The 15,407-nt window shown below is 41.3% G+C and carries 17 protein-coding genes; 10 read left to right on the top strand and 7 right to left on the bottom strand.

The window, feature by feature from the left end:
- Window positions 1-20: 20 nt before the first annotated feature.
- From D8S93_RS09455 to D8S93_RS09445, 3 genes are read right to left on the bottom strand one after another with little or no spacing between them, the layout of a single operon-like run.
- Window positions 21-809 carry a glycosyltransferase family 2 protein gene (locus D8S93_RS09455; RefSeq protein ID WP_152812922.1) on the bottom strand — a complete coding sequence of 263 codons (789 nt, stop codon included), beginning with the start codon at window positions 807-809 and terminating at the stop codon, window positions 21-23.
- Entirely contained in the window at window positions 806-1,573 is a 768-nt protein-coding gene (locus tag D8S93_RS09450; RefSeq protein WP_005395793.1) for a glycosyltransferase family 2 protein, read from the bottom strand. Before D8S93_RS09450 ends, D8S93_RS09455 begins: the two co-directional genes overlap by 4 nt.
- A 35-nt stretch (window positions 1,574-1,608) precedes the next feature.
- A complete protein-coding gene (locus D8S93_RS09445) occupies window positions 1,609-2,664 on the bottom strand; it encodes a glycosyltransferase family 9 protein (RefSeq protein ID WP_152812920.1) in 1,056 nt (351 codons plus the stop codon).
- A gap of 107 nt (window positions 2,665-2,771) precedes the next feature.
- Here D8S93_RS09445 and D8S93_RS09440 point away from each other — a divergent pair, with 107 nt between their 5' ends.
- The 10 genes from D8S93_RS09440 to D8S93_RS09395 all read left to right on the top strand — a co-directional run bounded on the left by D8S93_RS09440 (window position 2,772) and on the right by D8S93_RS09395 (window position 11,292).
- Window positions 2,772-3,179 (top strand): diacylglycerol kinase, encoded by a 408-nt coding sequence (locus tag D8S93_RS09440; protein WP_152812918.1) that lies wholly within the window; start codon window positions 2,772-2,774, stop codon window positions 3,177-3,179.
- Window positions 3,180-3,190: 11 nt separating this feature from the next.
- The gene (locus D8S93_RS09435) at window positions 3,191-3,901 is read left to right on the top strand and encodes a 3-deoxy-D-manno-octulosonic acid kinase (RefSeq protein WP_319802975.1); all 711 of its coding nucleotides are present in this window, start codon (window positions 3,191-3,193) and stop codon (window positions 3,899-3,901) included.
- A 138-nt stretch (window positions 3,902-4,039) separates the two neighbouring features.
- Complete coding sequence (gene rfbB, locus D8S93_RS09430; protein ID WP_319802974.1) at window positions 4,040-5,107, top strand: dTDP-glucose 4,6-dehydratase; 1,068 nt, start codon at window positions 4,040-4,042, stop codon at window positions 5,105-5,107.
- The gene (gene rfbA, locus D8S93_RS09425; protein WP_152812916.1) at window positions 5,107-5,991 is read left to right on the top strand and encodes a glucose-1-phosphate thymidylyltransferase RfbA; all 885 of its coding nucleotides are present in this window, start codon (window positions 5,107-5,109) and stop codon (window positions 5,989-5,991) included. Before rfbB ends, rfbA begins: the two co-directional genes overlap by 1 nt.
- Complete coding sequence (locus D8S93_RS09420; protein WP_152812914.1) at window positions 5,981-7,063, top strand: DegT/DnrJ/EryC1/StrS family aminotransferase; 1,083 nt, start codon at window positions 5,981-5,983, stop codon at window positions 7,061-7,063. The genes rfbA and D8S93_RS09420 overlap by 11 nt, the downstream gene beginning before the upstream one ends.
- Before the next feature lie 21 nt (window positions 7,064-7,084).
- The gene (locus D8S93_RS09415) at window positions 7,085-7,774 is read left to right on the top strand and encodes a WbqC family protein (protein WP_152812912.1); all 690 of its coding nucleotides are present in this window, start codon (window positions 7,085-7,087) and stop codon (window positions 7,772-7,774) included.
- A complete protein-coding gene (locus D8S93_RS09410; RefSeq protein WP_152812910.1) occupies window positions 7,771-8,736 on the top strand; it encodes a hypothetical protein in 966 nt (321 codons plus the stop codon). The genes D8S93_RS09415 and D8S93_RS09410 overlap by 4 nt, the downstream gene beginning before the upstream one ends.
- Window positions 8,729-9,550: a formyltransferase family protein gene (locus tag D8S93_RS09405; RefSeq protein WP_152812908.1), complete on the top strand. Its 822-nt coding sequence runs from the start codon at window positions 8,729-8,731 to the stop codon at window positions 9,548-9,550. Before D8S93_RS09410 ends, D8S93_RS09405 begins: the two co-directional genes overlap by 8 nt.
- A 45-nt stretch (window positions 9,551-9,595) precedes the next feature.
- Window positions 9,596-10,444 (top strand): glycosyltransferase family 2 protein, encoded by an 849-nt coding sequence (locus tag D8S93_RS09400; RefSeq protein ID WP_152812906.1) that lies wholly within the window; start codon window positions 9,596-9,598, stop codon window positions 10,442-10,444.
- Between the two features lie 8 nt (window positions 10,445-10,452).
- On the top strand, window positions 10,453-11,292 hold the full coding sequence (locus tag D8S93_RS09395; protein ID WP_152812904.1) for a polysaccharide pyruvyl transferase family protein: 840 nt from the start codon (window positions 10,453-10,455) through the stop codon (window positions 11,290-11,292).
- A gap of 39 nt (window positions 11,293-11,331) precedes the next feature.
- On the opposite strand, the gene D8S93_RS09390 is transcribed toward D8S93_RS09395, so the two are convergent.
- From D8S93_RS09390 to lpxM, 4 genes are read right to left on the bottom strand one after another with little or no spacing between them, the layout of a single operon-like run.
- Entirely contained in the window at window positions 11,332-12,054 is a 723-nt protein-coding gene (locus tag D8S93_RS09390; RefSeq protein WP_124007362.1) for a glycosyltransferase family 25 protein, read from the bottom strand.
- Window positions 12,051-13,322 (bottom strand): lipid IV(A) 3-deoxy-D-manno-octulosonic acid transferase, encoded by a 1,272-nt coding sequence (gene waaA, locus D8S93_RS09385; RefSeq protein ID WP_152812902.1) that lies wholly within the window; start codon window positions 13,320-13,322, stop codon window positions 12,051-12,053. The genes D8S93_RS09390 and waaA overlap by 4 nt, the downstream gene beginning before the upstream one ends.
- The gene (gene waaF / locus D8S93_RS09380) at window positions 13,316-14,374 is read right to left on the bottom strand and encodes a lipopolysaccharide heptosyltransferase II (RefSeq protein ID WP_152812900.1); all 1,059 of its coding nucleotides are present in this window, start codon (window positions 14,372-14,374) and stop codon (window positions 13,316-13,318) included. The genes waaA and waaF overlap by 7 nt, the downstream gene beginning before the upstream one ends.
- The gene (gene lpxM, locus D8S93_RS09375; protein ID WP_152812898.1) at window positions 14,371-15,360 is read right to left on the bottom strand and encodes a lauroyl-Kdo(2)-lipid IV(A) myristoyltransferase; all 990 of its coding nucleotides are present in this window, start codon (window positions 15,358-15,360) and stop codon (window positions 14,371-14,373) included. The genes waaF and lpxM overlap by 4 nt, the downstream gene beginning before the upstream one ends.
- Between the last annotated feature and the right edge of the window lie 47 nt (window positions 15,361-15,407).

Here is a 15,407-nt window from a genome sequence, read left to right as displayed (position 1 = left end):
TCGCCCCCTTTTTTATAATCTTAAGCTTCTAGAAATTGCTCAACACCATTCTCACAGCGTTTAAGCTTGTTTTTAATGGTGTTCTCTAAAATCTCGTCATTTTGTCCGAGTGACGCACGAGAGTTTTCTACGTGGTACAAGTGGTAGCCTACACCTGCAAATTTTAAGTAAAGGCGTGACTTGCCCGCATTCAACATACGGTGAACAAACTCGCTATCTTCACGTCCCCAGCCGACAAAATCTTGGTTGAAGCCATTGACCTCAAGTGCATCCTCTCTCCAGAATGCCATATTACAGCTGCGTGTTGAATTAGCATTATTACGTTTACGCGAGAACCATTTTGATAGCAGTATATTGGTGATACAGTTCTTGCGATTGCGAATGCCTTTGCTAAAAATAGAAGGTACTAGGCTGCTTTCCATAATCGCTTTACTGCAGTTTTCATCTGTTAGCACACGTCCACCCTGCACAAACCAATTTGGCTTTGCGACGCGTTTATGTGATTCAATAAATGATGGTGATAACACCATGTCACCATCAATAATTATGATATAACGACCAGAAGATTTTGCGATGGCACGGTTGCGGCTCATCGCAGCACGAAAGCCATTATCTTCCTGCCAGCTATGAATAAGTGGTACGGGAAAGCTGTAACGAAGTTGATCGATCATTGCTTTGGTATCGTCTCGAGAACCGTCATCTGCAACGATGACTTCATCAGGCAAAACGGTTTGACGTTTCACGCTTTCTAACACCGCTTTTAATGCTTCTTTCCAGTTGTAAGTGGTGATAATTAAAGTCGTTTTCATGATTTTTTTGCCTGTTCACGTAAGTAGAGGTCGATATATTTTACAAAAGTAGAGTGCATGCTTAGCCAAGCTAGAATGAAGCCATGCTTGCCATCAAGGAAGCCTCGTTTGAGCACATACATCTTCAAAAAGCTAGCAAGAGCGTGAACGATAGCGGTCGTTAAACCCGCTTTCTTTTTACCTTCACGTTCATCTGTCCAGGCCTTGAGGTAGCCAGTGGTTTTATTGATGTAATGATGAAGGTGCTCGTAAGTGTAGTGATGCAGTCGACCATCCAGTTTTTCAGTTTGATAGTTTTTCTCATCAACTTTTTCATGAACGAGCGAATCATTATATTGCGTATATTCGGTGCGATATAAGCGCACAATCCAGTCTGGAGACCAACCAGAATGGTAGATGAACTTACCAAACGCTGAGCTTAGTCGGTTAAGCTTGTATAAAACGTTCGGCTTATTGGCTGATACCGCGTGTAAGATACTTTCTTTTAGCTCTGGAGTGACTTGTTCGTCCGCATCAAGCCATAAAACGTAGTCTGCCGTAACGTATTGCTGCGCAAGTTGGCGCTGTTTACCGAATCCTGGCCAATCTAGGTTGGTGTAAAACTTATCTGTGTATTGTCGGGCGATTTCTTCAGTGCGATCAGTGCTGCCCGAGTCTAGAAGGACAATCTCATCGACCCAATCTTTTACTGTGTCTAGACAAGCTTGTAAGTGCTTCTCTTCATTTTTTACAATTAAGGCAACGGCTAAGGTTGGTTTGGACAAGGTCATTTCCTTCTTAACAAATCAAGACAGTAAGTTTACTGGTATTGAGGATACAAATCTTCTAAGACTTGATCGAACATGCTCATTACTTGAGTGTTAGTAATGCGGTTCATTGCCGTTTCATCTTTAGCGCGAGTTCGCCAGCTTAACTCGTGACTGTTTTTGCCTGTTTCCGCAAAGATCGTTTCTTCATAAACCGAGACAACGTATTTTAGGTAGCGGTAAGGTCCCACTCGCAGCGGATTATGGTGTGCATAGAGCCCGATGATTGGCGTTTTCATGGCATTTGCCATGTGTGCTGGTCCGGTATCGGGGGCGATAACCATTTCAACCTTATCTATTAACGCAAGCATTTGCAGAATTGAGCTTTGTCCAACTAAATTTAGACACGGTTCTTCCAAGCGAGATTGAATGGCTTCAGCCAAATCCAGTTCAACTTGAGCTGGGCTACCTGCCAGAATCACGTTCCAGCCTTTAGCTCTGGCGTGATGAATCACATCCACATAACCTTCCGCGTTCCAGTTTTTATAAGCTTTGCTCGCACCAGGCACAATCAGCAGGTTAGGTTTATTACGAGAAATATGAGACTCTGCCCAGGCTTGGTCGTGATCTGAATAAGAAAGTACCCAGTCCAGTTCTGCCTTTGGTACTCCAATTTGATGGGCAAAGGCCATTAAGCCATCTGCGACATGCAGAGATTGCGGGGAAGGCACTTTGACATTGGTAAATAGCGTCTGAAAATCTTGGCTTCTATCAGAAGAGAAACCAAGTTTGTATTTTGCTTTAATGCCCAACGTCGCGACACTCGCTCGAATCGCGTACTGCATATGCAATAGCGCATCAAACTCTCTGCCTTTCAGCTGTCGCCAAAGCGATTTGTAGCCATCGAGTCCTGCTTTTTTATCAAAAACAATCACTTCTACGCCATCAATGGCGGCTAATAACTGGGCTTCAAGTTTACCCGTTATCCAAGTAATCTGGGTCGAAGGCCAGTGTTTCTGAATAGCTTGAACGGTGGAGATGGTATTGCAAACGTCTCCAATAGCGGACAAACGCAAGATGCATAATGACGATGGGGCAGAAGTGAACATAATTATTGTCTGATTCGATGAATAGAGTCAGGTAAATTATGCAGACATCCCCAATAAATGTAAAATACACGGCTCGAATATAGCTAAGTACTGATAAGTGTTCTGCAATGTCAAAGATAACACCGCATCAATCGCAAGAATCTGGCAAGCCGGGTAATACCGGGCTAAAGCGCATCGTTAAAGCGACGGGTTATTCGATCCAAGGATTAAAAGCGGCTTTTAAGCATGAAGCTGCCATTCGACAAGAGTTGGCTCTGTTGAGTATCGCTGTGATTTTGGCTTGGCTAGTGGATGTCGGCATGATTGAGCGTATCTTAATGATCGGGGTCGTGGTGTTAGTCTTGATTGTAGAGCTTGTGAATTCAGCTATTGAGGCTGTGGTTGATCGTATCGGTATTGAGCGGCATGAACTCAGTGGTCGAGCTAAAGACATAGGCTCTGCTGCCGTTATGGTTGCATTGGCGTTCGCCGGATTTACTTGGTTGTATATATTAGCCAGCCGATATTTAGGCTAGGGGGTAAGCGCGTGACTCAACAGTATCAAAACAACAACCAAATGATCTGGTTTGATGACGAGATCATGACAGACCCTAGCCAACCGATATTTGATGCGAAATACTGGCAGTCCTTAGACAAGGTGGTTGGCAGTGCGACGGGTAGAGGCACGACTTGGTTTATCCAACTAGAGAACATGCAAGCAGCACTGCGTCATTACCGTCGTGGCGGTTTGTTTGGGAAGTTGGTTAACGATCATTATTGGTTCTCTGGCTGGGATAACACCCGTAGTGCGCAAGAGTTTCAGCTTTTATTGGCGCTAATCGAGGCTGGGGTGCACGTTCCTCGTCCAATTGCAGCAAGAGCCGTAAAGTCAGGGTTCTTCTATCAAGCTGATTTATTAAGTGAGCGAATCCCAAACGCCAGAGATCTGGTTAGTATCTTGCAAGAACAGTCTTTATCGGCAGACATGTATCAAAAAATAGGGCAAGAAATTGCCAAGATGCATCAGGTTGGCGTTAACCATACCGATTTGAATATCCATAATATCTTGATCGACGACAAAGATAAGGTATGGATTATCGATTTTGATAAGTGCCGTTTTGAAGCTTCTGGTGACTGGAAGGCTCAAAATCTAAATAGACTCCTGCGTTCATTTAATAAAGAGCGTTTAAAGCGACAGATTATTTGGCAAGAATCCGATTTTGAACACTTTCAGGACGGTTATGCTTCTCAATCTTAATTGAGTTTTTTATCATTTTATATTGATTGCCCTAAGTAAGCCTTTCTTGTGTCCAACGACGCACGAGTGAGTCCATAAATTACAATCATAAGTATTCATGTGTATCTGATGACACACAAATTAACGTAGGTAACATTCGTGAAGAAAATATTAGTAACCGGTGGAGCTGGTTTTATCGGCTCAGCTGTTGTCCGACATATCATTCGTGACACTCAAGATACTGTTATCAATTTAGATAAACTGACCTACGCAGGGAATCTAGAGTCATTGGTTGATGTCTCAGATAGTGAACGTTACTACTTCGAGCAAGTGGATATCTGTGACCGAGCTGAACTAGACCGCGTGTTTTCAGAGCATCAACCCGATATGGTGATGCATTTAGCGGCTGAGTCTCATGTCGATCGTTCTATTGATGGTCCTGCTGCTTTTATTGAGACCAACGTGATGGGCACTTACCATTTGCTTGAAGCGGCGCGTCAATATTGGTCGAACCTAGATGAAGCGCGCCAATCGGCATTCCGTTTTCATCATATTTCTACGGACGAAGTGTACGGCGATTTAGAGGGGACGGATGATTTGTTCACCGAAACCACTTCATACGCGCCGAGTAGCCCATATTCAGCGTCAAAAGCCTCGAGCGATCATCTGGTTCGCGCTTGGCAACGTACTTATGGCTTACCGACACTTGTCACCAATTGCTCAAATAACTATGGCCCGTACCACTTCCCAGAGAAGTTGATCCCTCTGATGATTTTAAATGCCCTCGACGGCAAGCCCTTGCCTGTGTATGGCGATGGCATGCAAATCCGAGATTGGCTGTTCGTGGAAGATCATGCTCGCGCGCTGTACAAAGTGGTCAACGAAGGTGAAGTCGGTGAAACCTACAACATCGGTGGCCATAACGAAAAAGCAAACATCGAAGTGGTGAAAACCATTTGTGCTTTGCTTGAAGAGTTGCGTCCAGAAAAACCGGCCGGGGTCGAGTCTTATGAATCTTTGATCACTTATGTCAAAGATCGCCCTGGTCATGATGTGCGCTACGCAATTGATGCCACCAAGATCGCTCAAGAGCTTGGCTGGACGCCAGAAGAAACGTTTGAAAGCGGTATTCGCAAAACCGTGGAATGGTACCTCAATAACCTGCAATGGTGGCAACGCGTGCTTGATGGTTCATACAGTTTAGAGCGATTAGGAGCGGGCGAATAATGAAAGGCATTATTTTAGCAGGTGGCTCGGGCACTCGCCTTTACCCTATAACACGCGGTGTCTCTAAGCAGTTACTGCCGGTTTATGACAAACCAATGATTTATTACCCGTTGTCGGTACTCATGCTTGCGGGTATTCGTGACATCTTGATCATCACCACGCCAGAAGACCAGGAGGGTTTTCAGCGCCTATTAGGTGATGGTTCAGAGTTTGGCATTGAGTTGCAATACGCGATTCAGCCAAGCCCAGACGGCTTAGCCCAAGCGTTCATCATTGGCGAAGAATTCATTGGCGATGACTCAGTATGTTTAGTGTTGGGTGACAACATCTTTTATGGGCAAGGGTTCTCTCCAAAGTTAAAGAAAGCAGTTGAGACGGCAGAGAGTGGCAATGGGGCTACGGTGTTTGGCTACCAAGTGAAAGACCCTGAGCGCTTTGGTGTGGTTGAGTTTGATGCCGACAGAAAAGCTATCTCTATTGAAGAAAAGCCAGCTAAGCCAAAGAGCCACTATGCTGTGACGGGGCTGTACTTCTTTGACAACCAAGTCGTGAGTAGAGCTAAGCAAGTCGAACCATCAGAGCGAGGTGAGCTGGAAATTACCACATTAAATCAAATGTACCTAACAGCAAACGAGCTCAATGTTGAAATGTTAGGGCGTGGTTTTGCCTGGTTAGACACAGGTACTTACGAAAGCTTGCTCGAAGCTGCTCAATTTGTTTCGACGATAGAGAAACGACAAGGTTATAAGATTGCATGTTTGGAAGAAATTGCCTTTAACAATGGTTGGATTAGCAAACAGAAGTTAATGGCGGCAGCTGATGCCCTTAAGAAGAACAATTATGGTATCTACCTATCAAGCATTGTGAGCGAAGATGACAATTAAACTTAACAGTCCATTAGCCCCAGACTTAACTAAGCTTTCTAACTATTTATCTCAAGTAAATGAGAGTGGTTGGTATACTAACTTTGGGCCATTGCATGAAAAGCTTACTACACGACTTGAAACGTTTTTGGGTGTTAAAAACTTATTGTTAGTTTCTAATGGTACGCTGGCACTTCAGGTGGCATGTAAAGTTTTAGGAATTGAATCCGCGATCTCTACACCATTTAGCTTTGTTGCAACTTCATCAGCGTTGATGTGGCAAGGTATTGATGTGAGCTATTGCGATATCGATTCAAAATCTTATAACTTATCTCCAGATGCTTTGAAAGCAGCTCTTGAAGCAAATTCTCAAGTAGATGGTGTTGTTGCAACACATGTATATGGAAATCCTTGTGAAGTTGAGAGTTTCAAAGAAATTGCAGAGCAATATAAGGTCAAAGTTCTATACGACGCTGCTCATGCATTTGGAGTTAAGGTTGGTCAGAAGTCTCTCTTAAACTTTGGCGATGCTAGTACATTGAGTTTTCATGCTACTAAGATATTCCATACAGTCGAAGGTGGTGCAATTATATTCAAGCGCCATGAAGATTATTTACGTGCGAAAGAGTTCATTAACTTTGGCATACAGAGTAATGGCTCTTTAGGGCAGCCTGGTATCAACGCTAAATTGAATGAATATCAATGTGCGGTAGGGTTAACACTACTTGATCAGATTGAAGAGGTGATAGAGCATCGATCTCACCTGTTTAGTTTGTACCGGACGCTTTTAGAGCCTTATGTTGAATTACCTCTTTGGCTACCCGAAGCGTCGTATAACGGTGCTTATATGCCAATTTTCGTTAGAGATGAAGACAAGCAGGAAAGACTACTTGATGCCTTGTCTGCGCATGATATTGAACATCGACGATATTTTACACCATCTTTAGATGTTGCTTACCCTGAGAATCTGAGTTTTGGATGTCCTGTAAGCCAGCAGATATCCAAAGGAATTATTTGTCTACCGCTACATGCCAGTATGTCTTCAAATGATGTTGAAGCAGTGTGTAAAGTTTTAGAATTGATATTAAATTAACCATGTGAGAGTTCTCATAGTATGAAAATTGCTATTATGCAGCCTTATTTTTTACCATACATTGGCTACTGGCAGCTCTTGGCTTCTGTAGATAAGTTTGTTGTTTATGATGATATTCAGTATACCAAGAAAGGGTGGATAAATCGTAATCGTTACTTAAGTGCTTCAGGGAAAGTAGAGACTTTCACCATTCCTATTAAGAAAGATTCTGATTACCTTGATGTTAGAGAGCGTTTTATATCTCCAACGTTCTTGAAAGAAAGAACTAAACTATTAAATAAGATAAGAGAGTCTTATAGAAAATCACCAAATTTTAATGAAGGATATCAGCTTTTTAGTGATATTCTGTTGAATGAAGAAGATAATCTATTTCTTTTTATTCTCAACTCTATAGAAAAAATAAAATTATATTTAGGTATTGATACGGAAATTGAATTATCTTCGAGTCTAGATAACCGTAACCTTAAAGCGCAAGAAAGAGTTATAGATAGTTGTGTTAAGTTGGGTGGGAAAAATTATATCAACCCTCCAGGTGGAAGAGATCTATACAATGAATCAGATTTTCAAGCACAAGGTTTAACCCTTGAATTTCTAGATGTGTCATTGAAGTCATATTCACAGGTGCAGGCAGTTGAATTTGAGCCAGCACTTTCGATACTTGATGTAATTTTCAATGTGCCTCAGGACAAGTTGATGGATTATTTAGTATGAAAAAAGAAATAGGTGGCTATTTTTCTATACTAGATGATGTATATCGGAAGGCATGTGATAGATGGGAAATGCCATTCGAAAATGGTGTTTATTATCAATCTGGTCGGGCATGTGTCGGTAAAATATTGGAAGAAAAGAATCCTGATAGTATCGCACTTCCTAAGTTTATATGTGATAGTGTTGTAAATGTCGTCAAAAACTATCCATGTGATATTATTTGGTATGATATCGATGAAAAATTGCAACCATTAATAGATGAACGAGTGAAGAATGCGTCTATATTGTATATAGTTAATTACTTTGGCTTACGTTTGCCTGATTTGCCTAAGGATTATTGGGCTAGAGTAATTGTTGATAATGCGCAAGGGTTCTTTATTCCACCTAGCTCTAAAGCTTTGGCTAGTATCTACTCTCCGAGAAAGTTTTTGCCGGTGGCAGATGGTGGCTGTTTAGTATCTTCTTTGAATATTTCAGAACCAGATGACACTTTTTATCCAATGTTAGAGCATATGATACTCCGCGCTGAAAAAGGAGCTAAAGCTGGCTATAAGTGTTATTTGCAAGCAGAGGCTAACCTAAGTGAATATAATCCACTTAGCATGTCAAACTATTCTAGATTTATTATGAAGAGCGCAGACCTCTCAAACATTGAACGTATACGCCGTAATAATTATGAACTATTACACCAAAGCCTTGCTGTAAGAAACCGCCTAAAAATACCGAATACGCCAGAATCACCGTTGTGTTACCCTTACTTGGCTAGCAAAGTACTGAAGCAGTACTTAATTAGAAATAACATCTTTGTAGCAACATATTGGCAAGAAGTTAGCGACCGAGTTTTAGAGCAGTCTTGGGAGCAAGACTTGGTTGATAACTTGGTTTGTATTCCTATTGATCACCGCTACGATAGTGATGATATGAACTACATAATTGAAATGATAAATAGGTCTGAGCATGATTAATGTTGTTTTTATTGGGAACCGTACCCTGATCCTATCTTCACTTATTGCCAACCCTTACTATAACTTGGTGCATGCATTTGTTACGGACGAAAATCTACCTGGGTTAGATAAGATTCCACATACCATATTGAAGGCGAATGGAGAAAAGTCACGCTTATTGAGTGAGCTTGCAGAGCTTGATTTTGAACTTTGCGTATCTGCTGGTTGTCCATACCTACTACTGAAAAAGCAGATCCCCAAAGCGGTATACATTAACTGCCACCCATCTCCTCTTCCTCTTGGTAAGGGACGTCACCCCATTAACCATGCAATCTTGTCGAATGAAAAAATAGCAGGTGCTACAATCCACTATCTAACCGATGAGTTGGATGGAGGGGATATCTTAGCTCAAGAAGCATTCGAAGTTACAGATGATTTAGATGTTCAGCTCTTGTACCCAGTGCTATTCGAATTAGAAAACGAATTGTTTAACAAAGTCTTAAACAATATGGAAAAGTACGGGACTGCAATTCAAGGAACGGCACAAAGTAGTCAAGATTCATATTATTCAAGACCTGAACGATTGAGCCTCGATGCTGAAAGAGTGTCTTCAGAAGAGGTTGGGCGTTACTTACGAGCATTTTCTCATAAAACTCAGGGAGTAGAAGTGATATGTGGAAGTTCTATTATAAAAGCATTCTCTGGTCAAAAGGTTACAAATCCATTTTATGTTGCTCGTTATAGTAACATAGAAGTTGGAAGTAGTTGCTTGATAAACGATAGTTTTGTATTAATTAAACTTACCGATGGTTTATTTAGGTTTAACTTATCATGATGTTGTAATCGGGAGTAATATAACTCCCGAGATATAGGGTAAAATATGAAAAGCGAAGTTTCAGTTCTTTGTACTTGTTACAATCATCAAGAGTACATTAAATTAGCATTGGATGGGATTCTTCAGCAAGTCGTAAATTTTGATTTTGAATTAATTATATATGATGATTTTTCAACGGATAATAGTAGAGACGTAATAAAGTCTGTTGTGGAGAACTATAATGGAAATTGTAAAATAAAAATCATCTTCCCTGAAGAGAATCAATACTCTAAAGGTTTTTCCCCAATTCCGTTTATGTTGCCAGAGGTGGAAGGTAGGTATATCGCAATATGTGAGGGTGATGATTATTGGATTGATAATGATAAGCTTCAGAAACAATATGAAATCTTGCAAAAAGAGAAATCCGTAGATATATCTTTTCACCCATCACTTACCTTGTACGGAGATGAAATAAAGGATTCAGGATACGGCTATATTGGCGACAAGGAGCAGGTTGTTGACTACAATAGAGTTATCTTAAAAGGAGGAGGTTTGATGCCCATGGCATCGATATTTCTACGCACCCAGCCTTTATTAGATATGGTGTCAGAGAATGAAGAGTTCTTTAAGAGAAATTTCTATCATTCTATCTTACAAACAGTGATGACTTTGGGTAAAGGTGCAATTTATTGCCCTTCTAAAATGTGTGTATACAGAAGCCTGCATGAAGGTTCATGGTCCTTACAGCAAAGTATTGATCAACAAAAACGAGATAGAGAATTTAAAGCAGCGAACCAAAGAATATGGAAACTGAACAAAATATATAATAATAAATATTTTGGTCTATTTCTAAAGCTATATTACAAAAGGAACGTCAAGTTTTATAAAGATAAACTTAAATCTATCTATAAGTAGGAGATAAGGTGAAAAACTATAAAGGTTTTCGCGGTTTTGTTAAGCGTTTATCGTATAAGTATGATAAATCTAAAGAAGTTGATGCAACAAAAGAAATAGCACTACATTGGTGGAATGGACGAGTTAATTTTGGCGATGTCGTAAATAAGTTTATCGTAGAGCAGTTGTCAGGGAAGAGCGCTGTTTGGTCATCAGATAAATCGGATAAAGAACATTATTTAGTCATTGGTTCTGTCTTGCAATCCTCGAACGATAATGCGATTGTTTGGGGGAGTGGTATTATTTCGGATAGAAAAACGCCACTTTTCAAACCTAAAAAAGTGCATGCAGTTCGTGGTCCTAAAACCAGAGATATCTTAATCGCTCGAGGAATTGAATGCCCAGAAATTTATGGTGATCCTGCTTTAGTTCTTCCGACATTAATACAGCCCAACGAAGCAGAGTCAGCATACAAGTTAGGTATTATTCCGCACTACAACAATAAGAATGACGCGTTCTTCAAGCAAAATTTTCCTGATGATGTAAAAGTCATTGATATTGAAACTGATGATGTGCAGGCATTTATTGATGATATTGCATCTTGTGAGCTAATCGTTTCAAGCTCGTTACACGGAATTATTATTGCTGACGCTTATGGTGTGCCTGCTCACCATATTTCTTTTGATGACACGGTGGAAGGAGGAGAGTTTAAATTCTTCGATTACTACCTTTCAGTGGGACGAGAGTGTAATTTACCTATCAAAGTATCGTCTTCCACTAGTATCGAAGAGCTCCGTGAGTTGCCAAAGAACTATGACATAAAAATAGATATTCAACCTCTTTTAGATAGCTGTCCTTTTAAACAATAAAATATGCCCCGAAACTAAAATATCGGGGCATATTTTTCGTCATTTATCTCGGTGAACTACAAGCCTGTCTTGAATTTGTTCATAGAGTCTGAAAAGCTCAATGTATATCTTATTGCAGAGGTTTATATCAGATTTATCTTTTCGAGAACTGCCAATTGTTGATGGAATATCGGCTCTTTTGACAATATCTGGTCTTAAAACATACGTGGATACACCATGTTTATACGGTTTTTCCATGTAGTCATCTACAGGTTCTATAAACTGAGTTGCGTTTTTTATGAATTTCGAAGCTGCATGTGGAGTTAGAATATATCCCATAATACCGCATGTGCGTTTGTTGAAGCGTACAATATTAAGTTTGTTATTAACTGAAGATATAACTTTAAATGATTTAGGCTTGGTTGCCGCAAGTTTTAGAAAGTCGTATTGTTCCGCTAATGTGTCGAAATGTGAAAACACGTCAAAAAACTCAGGCAATAAGTCGCAGTTATCTTCTAGAACCAGTATTGGTTCGTTTACCTCCAAGCACTTTTCCCAGGCCAGGTGGTGACTAGAGAAGCAAGCAATTTCGTTCTCAACTAGCCTATAGCCAAATCGTTTTCGAGTAAGGTCATCATTGCTACGTTCAGAGTATAGAAAGTTTGGCGCAGAGGAATCTATCGCTTCTATAAATTCGAATGGTATGTTGGCTTTGTTGAGTGCATTTTCCATGCGAACTCTTCTATCAACTGAGCGTTTCAAGTTAATAACAAAAACTTTCATTTTATACTCTCAATACATCTAATTGTCTTAGTTAGCGCACCAACATTATCTTTGACAAAGCTAAGGAGGTTTTCTTGAACTACACTTTTTGCTAACGCATCTTGAAACATAGCTTCAACCTTTAGACTCATCTCGTTAGGTGACTCAATCAGTTTGATAACTTTCTTATGAAGCATCTTCGCAACCAGATCTTGGAAGTTGTAATAACTTGGTCCGGTGATTACAGGGACTCCCAGTGCTGCGGGCTCTAACACATTGTGTCCACCGACTTTATCTCCGATTAGACTGCCACCCATAAAGCAGATGTCCGCTGCGCCCATCAACGTTAGCATCTCACCCATTGTATCGCCGAGATAGACTTGAGTATTTGTCTCTACTGCATGCGTTGAAGTACGACGCACAGTGCTAAAGCCTTGCTGTTGGCAAAGCGTGAATACATCATCAAATCGTTCCGGATGGCGAGGAACCAAAATAAGTAATGCATTTGGATGAGATTTTAAAACTTGTCTATGCGCATCTAATACCTGTTCGTCCTCGCCTCTGTGGGTGCTAGCGGCAATCCAAATCGGACGAGCGTCTCCAAGCTGGGCTCGAAACTGCTGTCCTTGCTGTTTCACTTGCTCTGATATTTGAATATCGAACTTAATCGAGCCAGTAACGGATAGTTTCTTTTTCTCAACGCCTAAGCGTTCAAAGCGCTCGGCATCTGAAGCTGTTTGGCAGAGTACTTGAGTTAGGCATGGATGAAGTTGGTTAAAAAGCCGCTGTATTTTGGCGTAGTTCTTACACGATTTTTCAGATAGGCGCGCATTCACGACAGTTATAGGGATACCCGCTTTGTGAACATTGTGAAGCGTGTTTGGCCACAGCTCAGTCTCAATGATCAACATCTGTTTTGGTTGCACAGCTTTAAGAAAGCCTTTGATAGCAAACCCAAAGTCAATTGGCATATAGCGGTGTTCAACTAAATCACCCAACTTAGCAATCTGTTCAGCTCCGGTACTTGTTGTTGTAGTAACTAGAATAGATTGTTCGGGGTTTTGTTCCTTAAGGGCTTTGATTAAAGGTGTCGCTGCTATGCTTTCACCAACAGATACGGCATGTATCCAAATAGGTTTGTCGTTGCTTTTTAGCTTGGGAGTTATGCCAAAGTGCTCTCTCCAGCGAGAGCCGAACTTAGGCTTATTTGGTTTGCTCTTGTACAAACCAAATAAAAGCAGCGGTGACGCTAAGGCGAGTAGTAAGGTGTAAACAATACGAACTAACATGAGCTTATCGTAATGGCGTCAAGTTTTTGGATGCTATCTAGCACTTGCTTAGGCGAAAGTTCTGTCAAGCACTTAAGGTGTTTGTATTGACATTCACGCTGGAAACAAGGGCGACAATCAATATCGGTATGAACAATCTCCACCTTTTCTGCGAGTGGAGGTGTGTACTTCGGTGAAGTTGAACCATACACGGCAACAACATTACAACCAACCGCAGCTGCCACATGCATTAAGCCGGAGTCGTTCGCGACAACAGTCTTACATGCAGCAAGTAGATCGACCGCTTCAATTAAGCTGGTTTGGCCTGCTAGAACATGAATGTGCTTATGGAATTGCGTCGGAACAAGTGCGCGAATATTGTTACAAGTCTCTAAGTCTTTTTGAGAACCAAACAACCAGATTTGATGCCCAGATCGGGCCATTTGCGTCGCAACTTCAGCGTAGTGTGTTTCGGGCCATTTTTTGGCAGGACCAAATTCTGCTCCTGGGCACAGTCCAATGATTGGTTGGTCTTGCGTTAAGTTGAACTTTTTGAGCGTGGCTTGTTGCTCTGCCGCGTTGATTGCAAGGCGCGGGCGAGGCAAGGTTTCAAGCCCGCCAAGAGAGTTAGAATCCACCATTTCTGCTTTTGGATAAGCTAACGCTACATAGCGCTCTACCATGTACTGAAAAGACTTCATGTTAGGGCGTAAGTCATTCAATAAACCATAGCGCATTTCTCCCTTCCAGCCAGTACGAAGAGGAATGTTGGCAAACCATGGGATCAGTGCTGATTTCGCTGATTTAGGCAAGATATAGGCGTGGTCATATTGCTTTTCACGTAATGATTTACCAATTTCCCTGCGGCCTAATAAGTTAAATTCACCATGACCGATAGGCATTTCAATCGCTTGGTGGATTTCTGGCATACGCTCAAGAATCGGTTTACACCATCCTGGAGCGATAACGTCAATTTGGCTATCTGGATGACGTTGCTTTAATACGATATATAACGATTGCGACATTACCATATCGCCGACCCACGCAGGGCCAATAATTAAAATCTTTTTCATTTATTTACTTGCCAATCAGTATCATATCTAGGCTTAAAGATATTGTAATAGTTATTGCCGTCTTCTTGAGAGTGCAGCAACTGCAGTACCCACATATATTGTTCGGGTTTATCACCGACAAAATATTCAATTGCTTCATTACAGGTACGAGCGTCTTGCTCTTCGCCTTTATCCAGCTCAAACGCCGGTAAAATCTCAATATCAAACGTACCATCTTCAGTGTTCATCGACGCAAATAGAGGCAGTACTTTTGAGCGTGATAGTTTCGCAATTTTGCCTAAACCAGGTAGCGTTGCTTTACGTGTAGCAAAGAAATCTACGAACACACTATGCTCTGGGCCGTGATCTTGATCGGGTAGATAATACCCCACATAGCCATCTCGAATGGATTTCAGAAAAGGCTTAATGCCACCTGAGCGTTCATAAACACGACCACCGTATTGAACTCTTTGCTTGTGCATCAGCCAGTCAGCAACATCATTCTTTTGTTTCTTCGCCATTGCAGAAACTGGCATTCCCATTGAAGCGAGCAAGATAGCAGGCACATCAATTGCCCAAGAGTGGGGAACCATTAAAATCACATTTTCGTTGTTATCAATGTGCTGTCGTAAAATGTCTAGGCCGCGAATTTGGCAACGGTTCTGAAGCCACTTTGGTGAGCGTAAACTTAGTAACCCGAAGCGAAAAAAGAACATGGCCGCTGTGTAGAGTGTTTTTTCTATCAAAGCTTCACGTTCTTGGAACGACTTTTCTGGAAAACACAGCTCAAAGTTAACCCTCGCTCGGTGAGCTGGCCCTTTGTGGGATTTAGACAGTTTTTTGGCAATGGTTTTCGCCAACCACTTTTGTAAACTTAGTGACATTAATGATAAAGGTAAAAATAAGAGAACACCTAACCACGTGCCCCAGTACTTAGGCGACAGGAAGTGGCGCTTAAACTCAGGGTTATATGCTTTAGGGTCGAAGTCATCACGTTTTATGGTCATGGCGTGTCTAGTTACCTATTCGTGTACTGGCGAAGTGGTTTAAATGA

Source organism: Vibrio sp. VGrn 2 (assembly GCF_009361695.1).
Taxonomy (GTDB): domain Bacteria; phylum Pseudomonadota; class Gammaproteobacteria; order Enterobacterales; family Vibrionaceae; genus Vibrio; species Vibrio diabolicus.
This window is presented reverse-complemented; position numbering and strand designations above follow the sequence as displayed.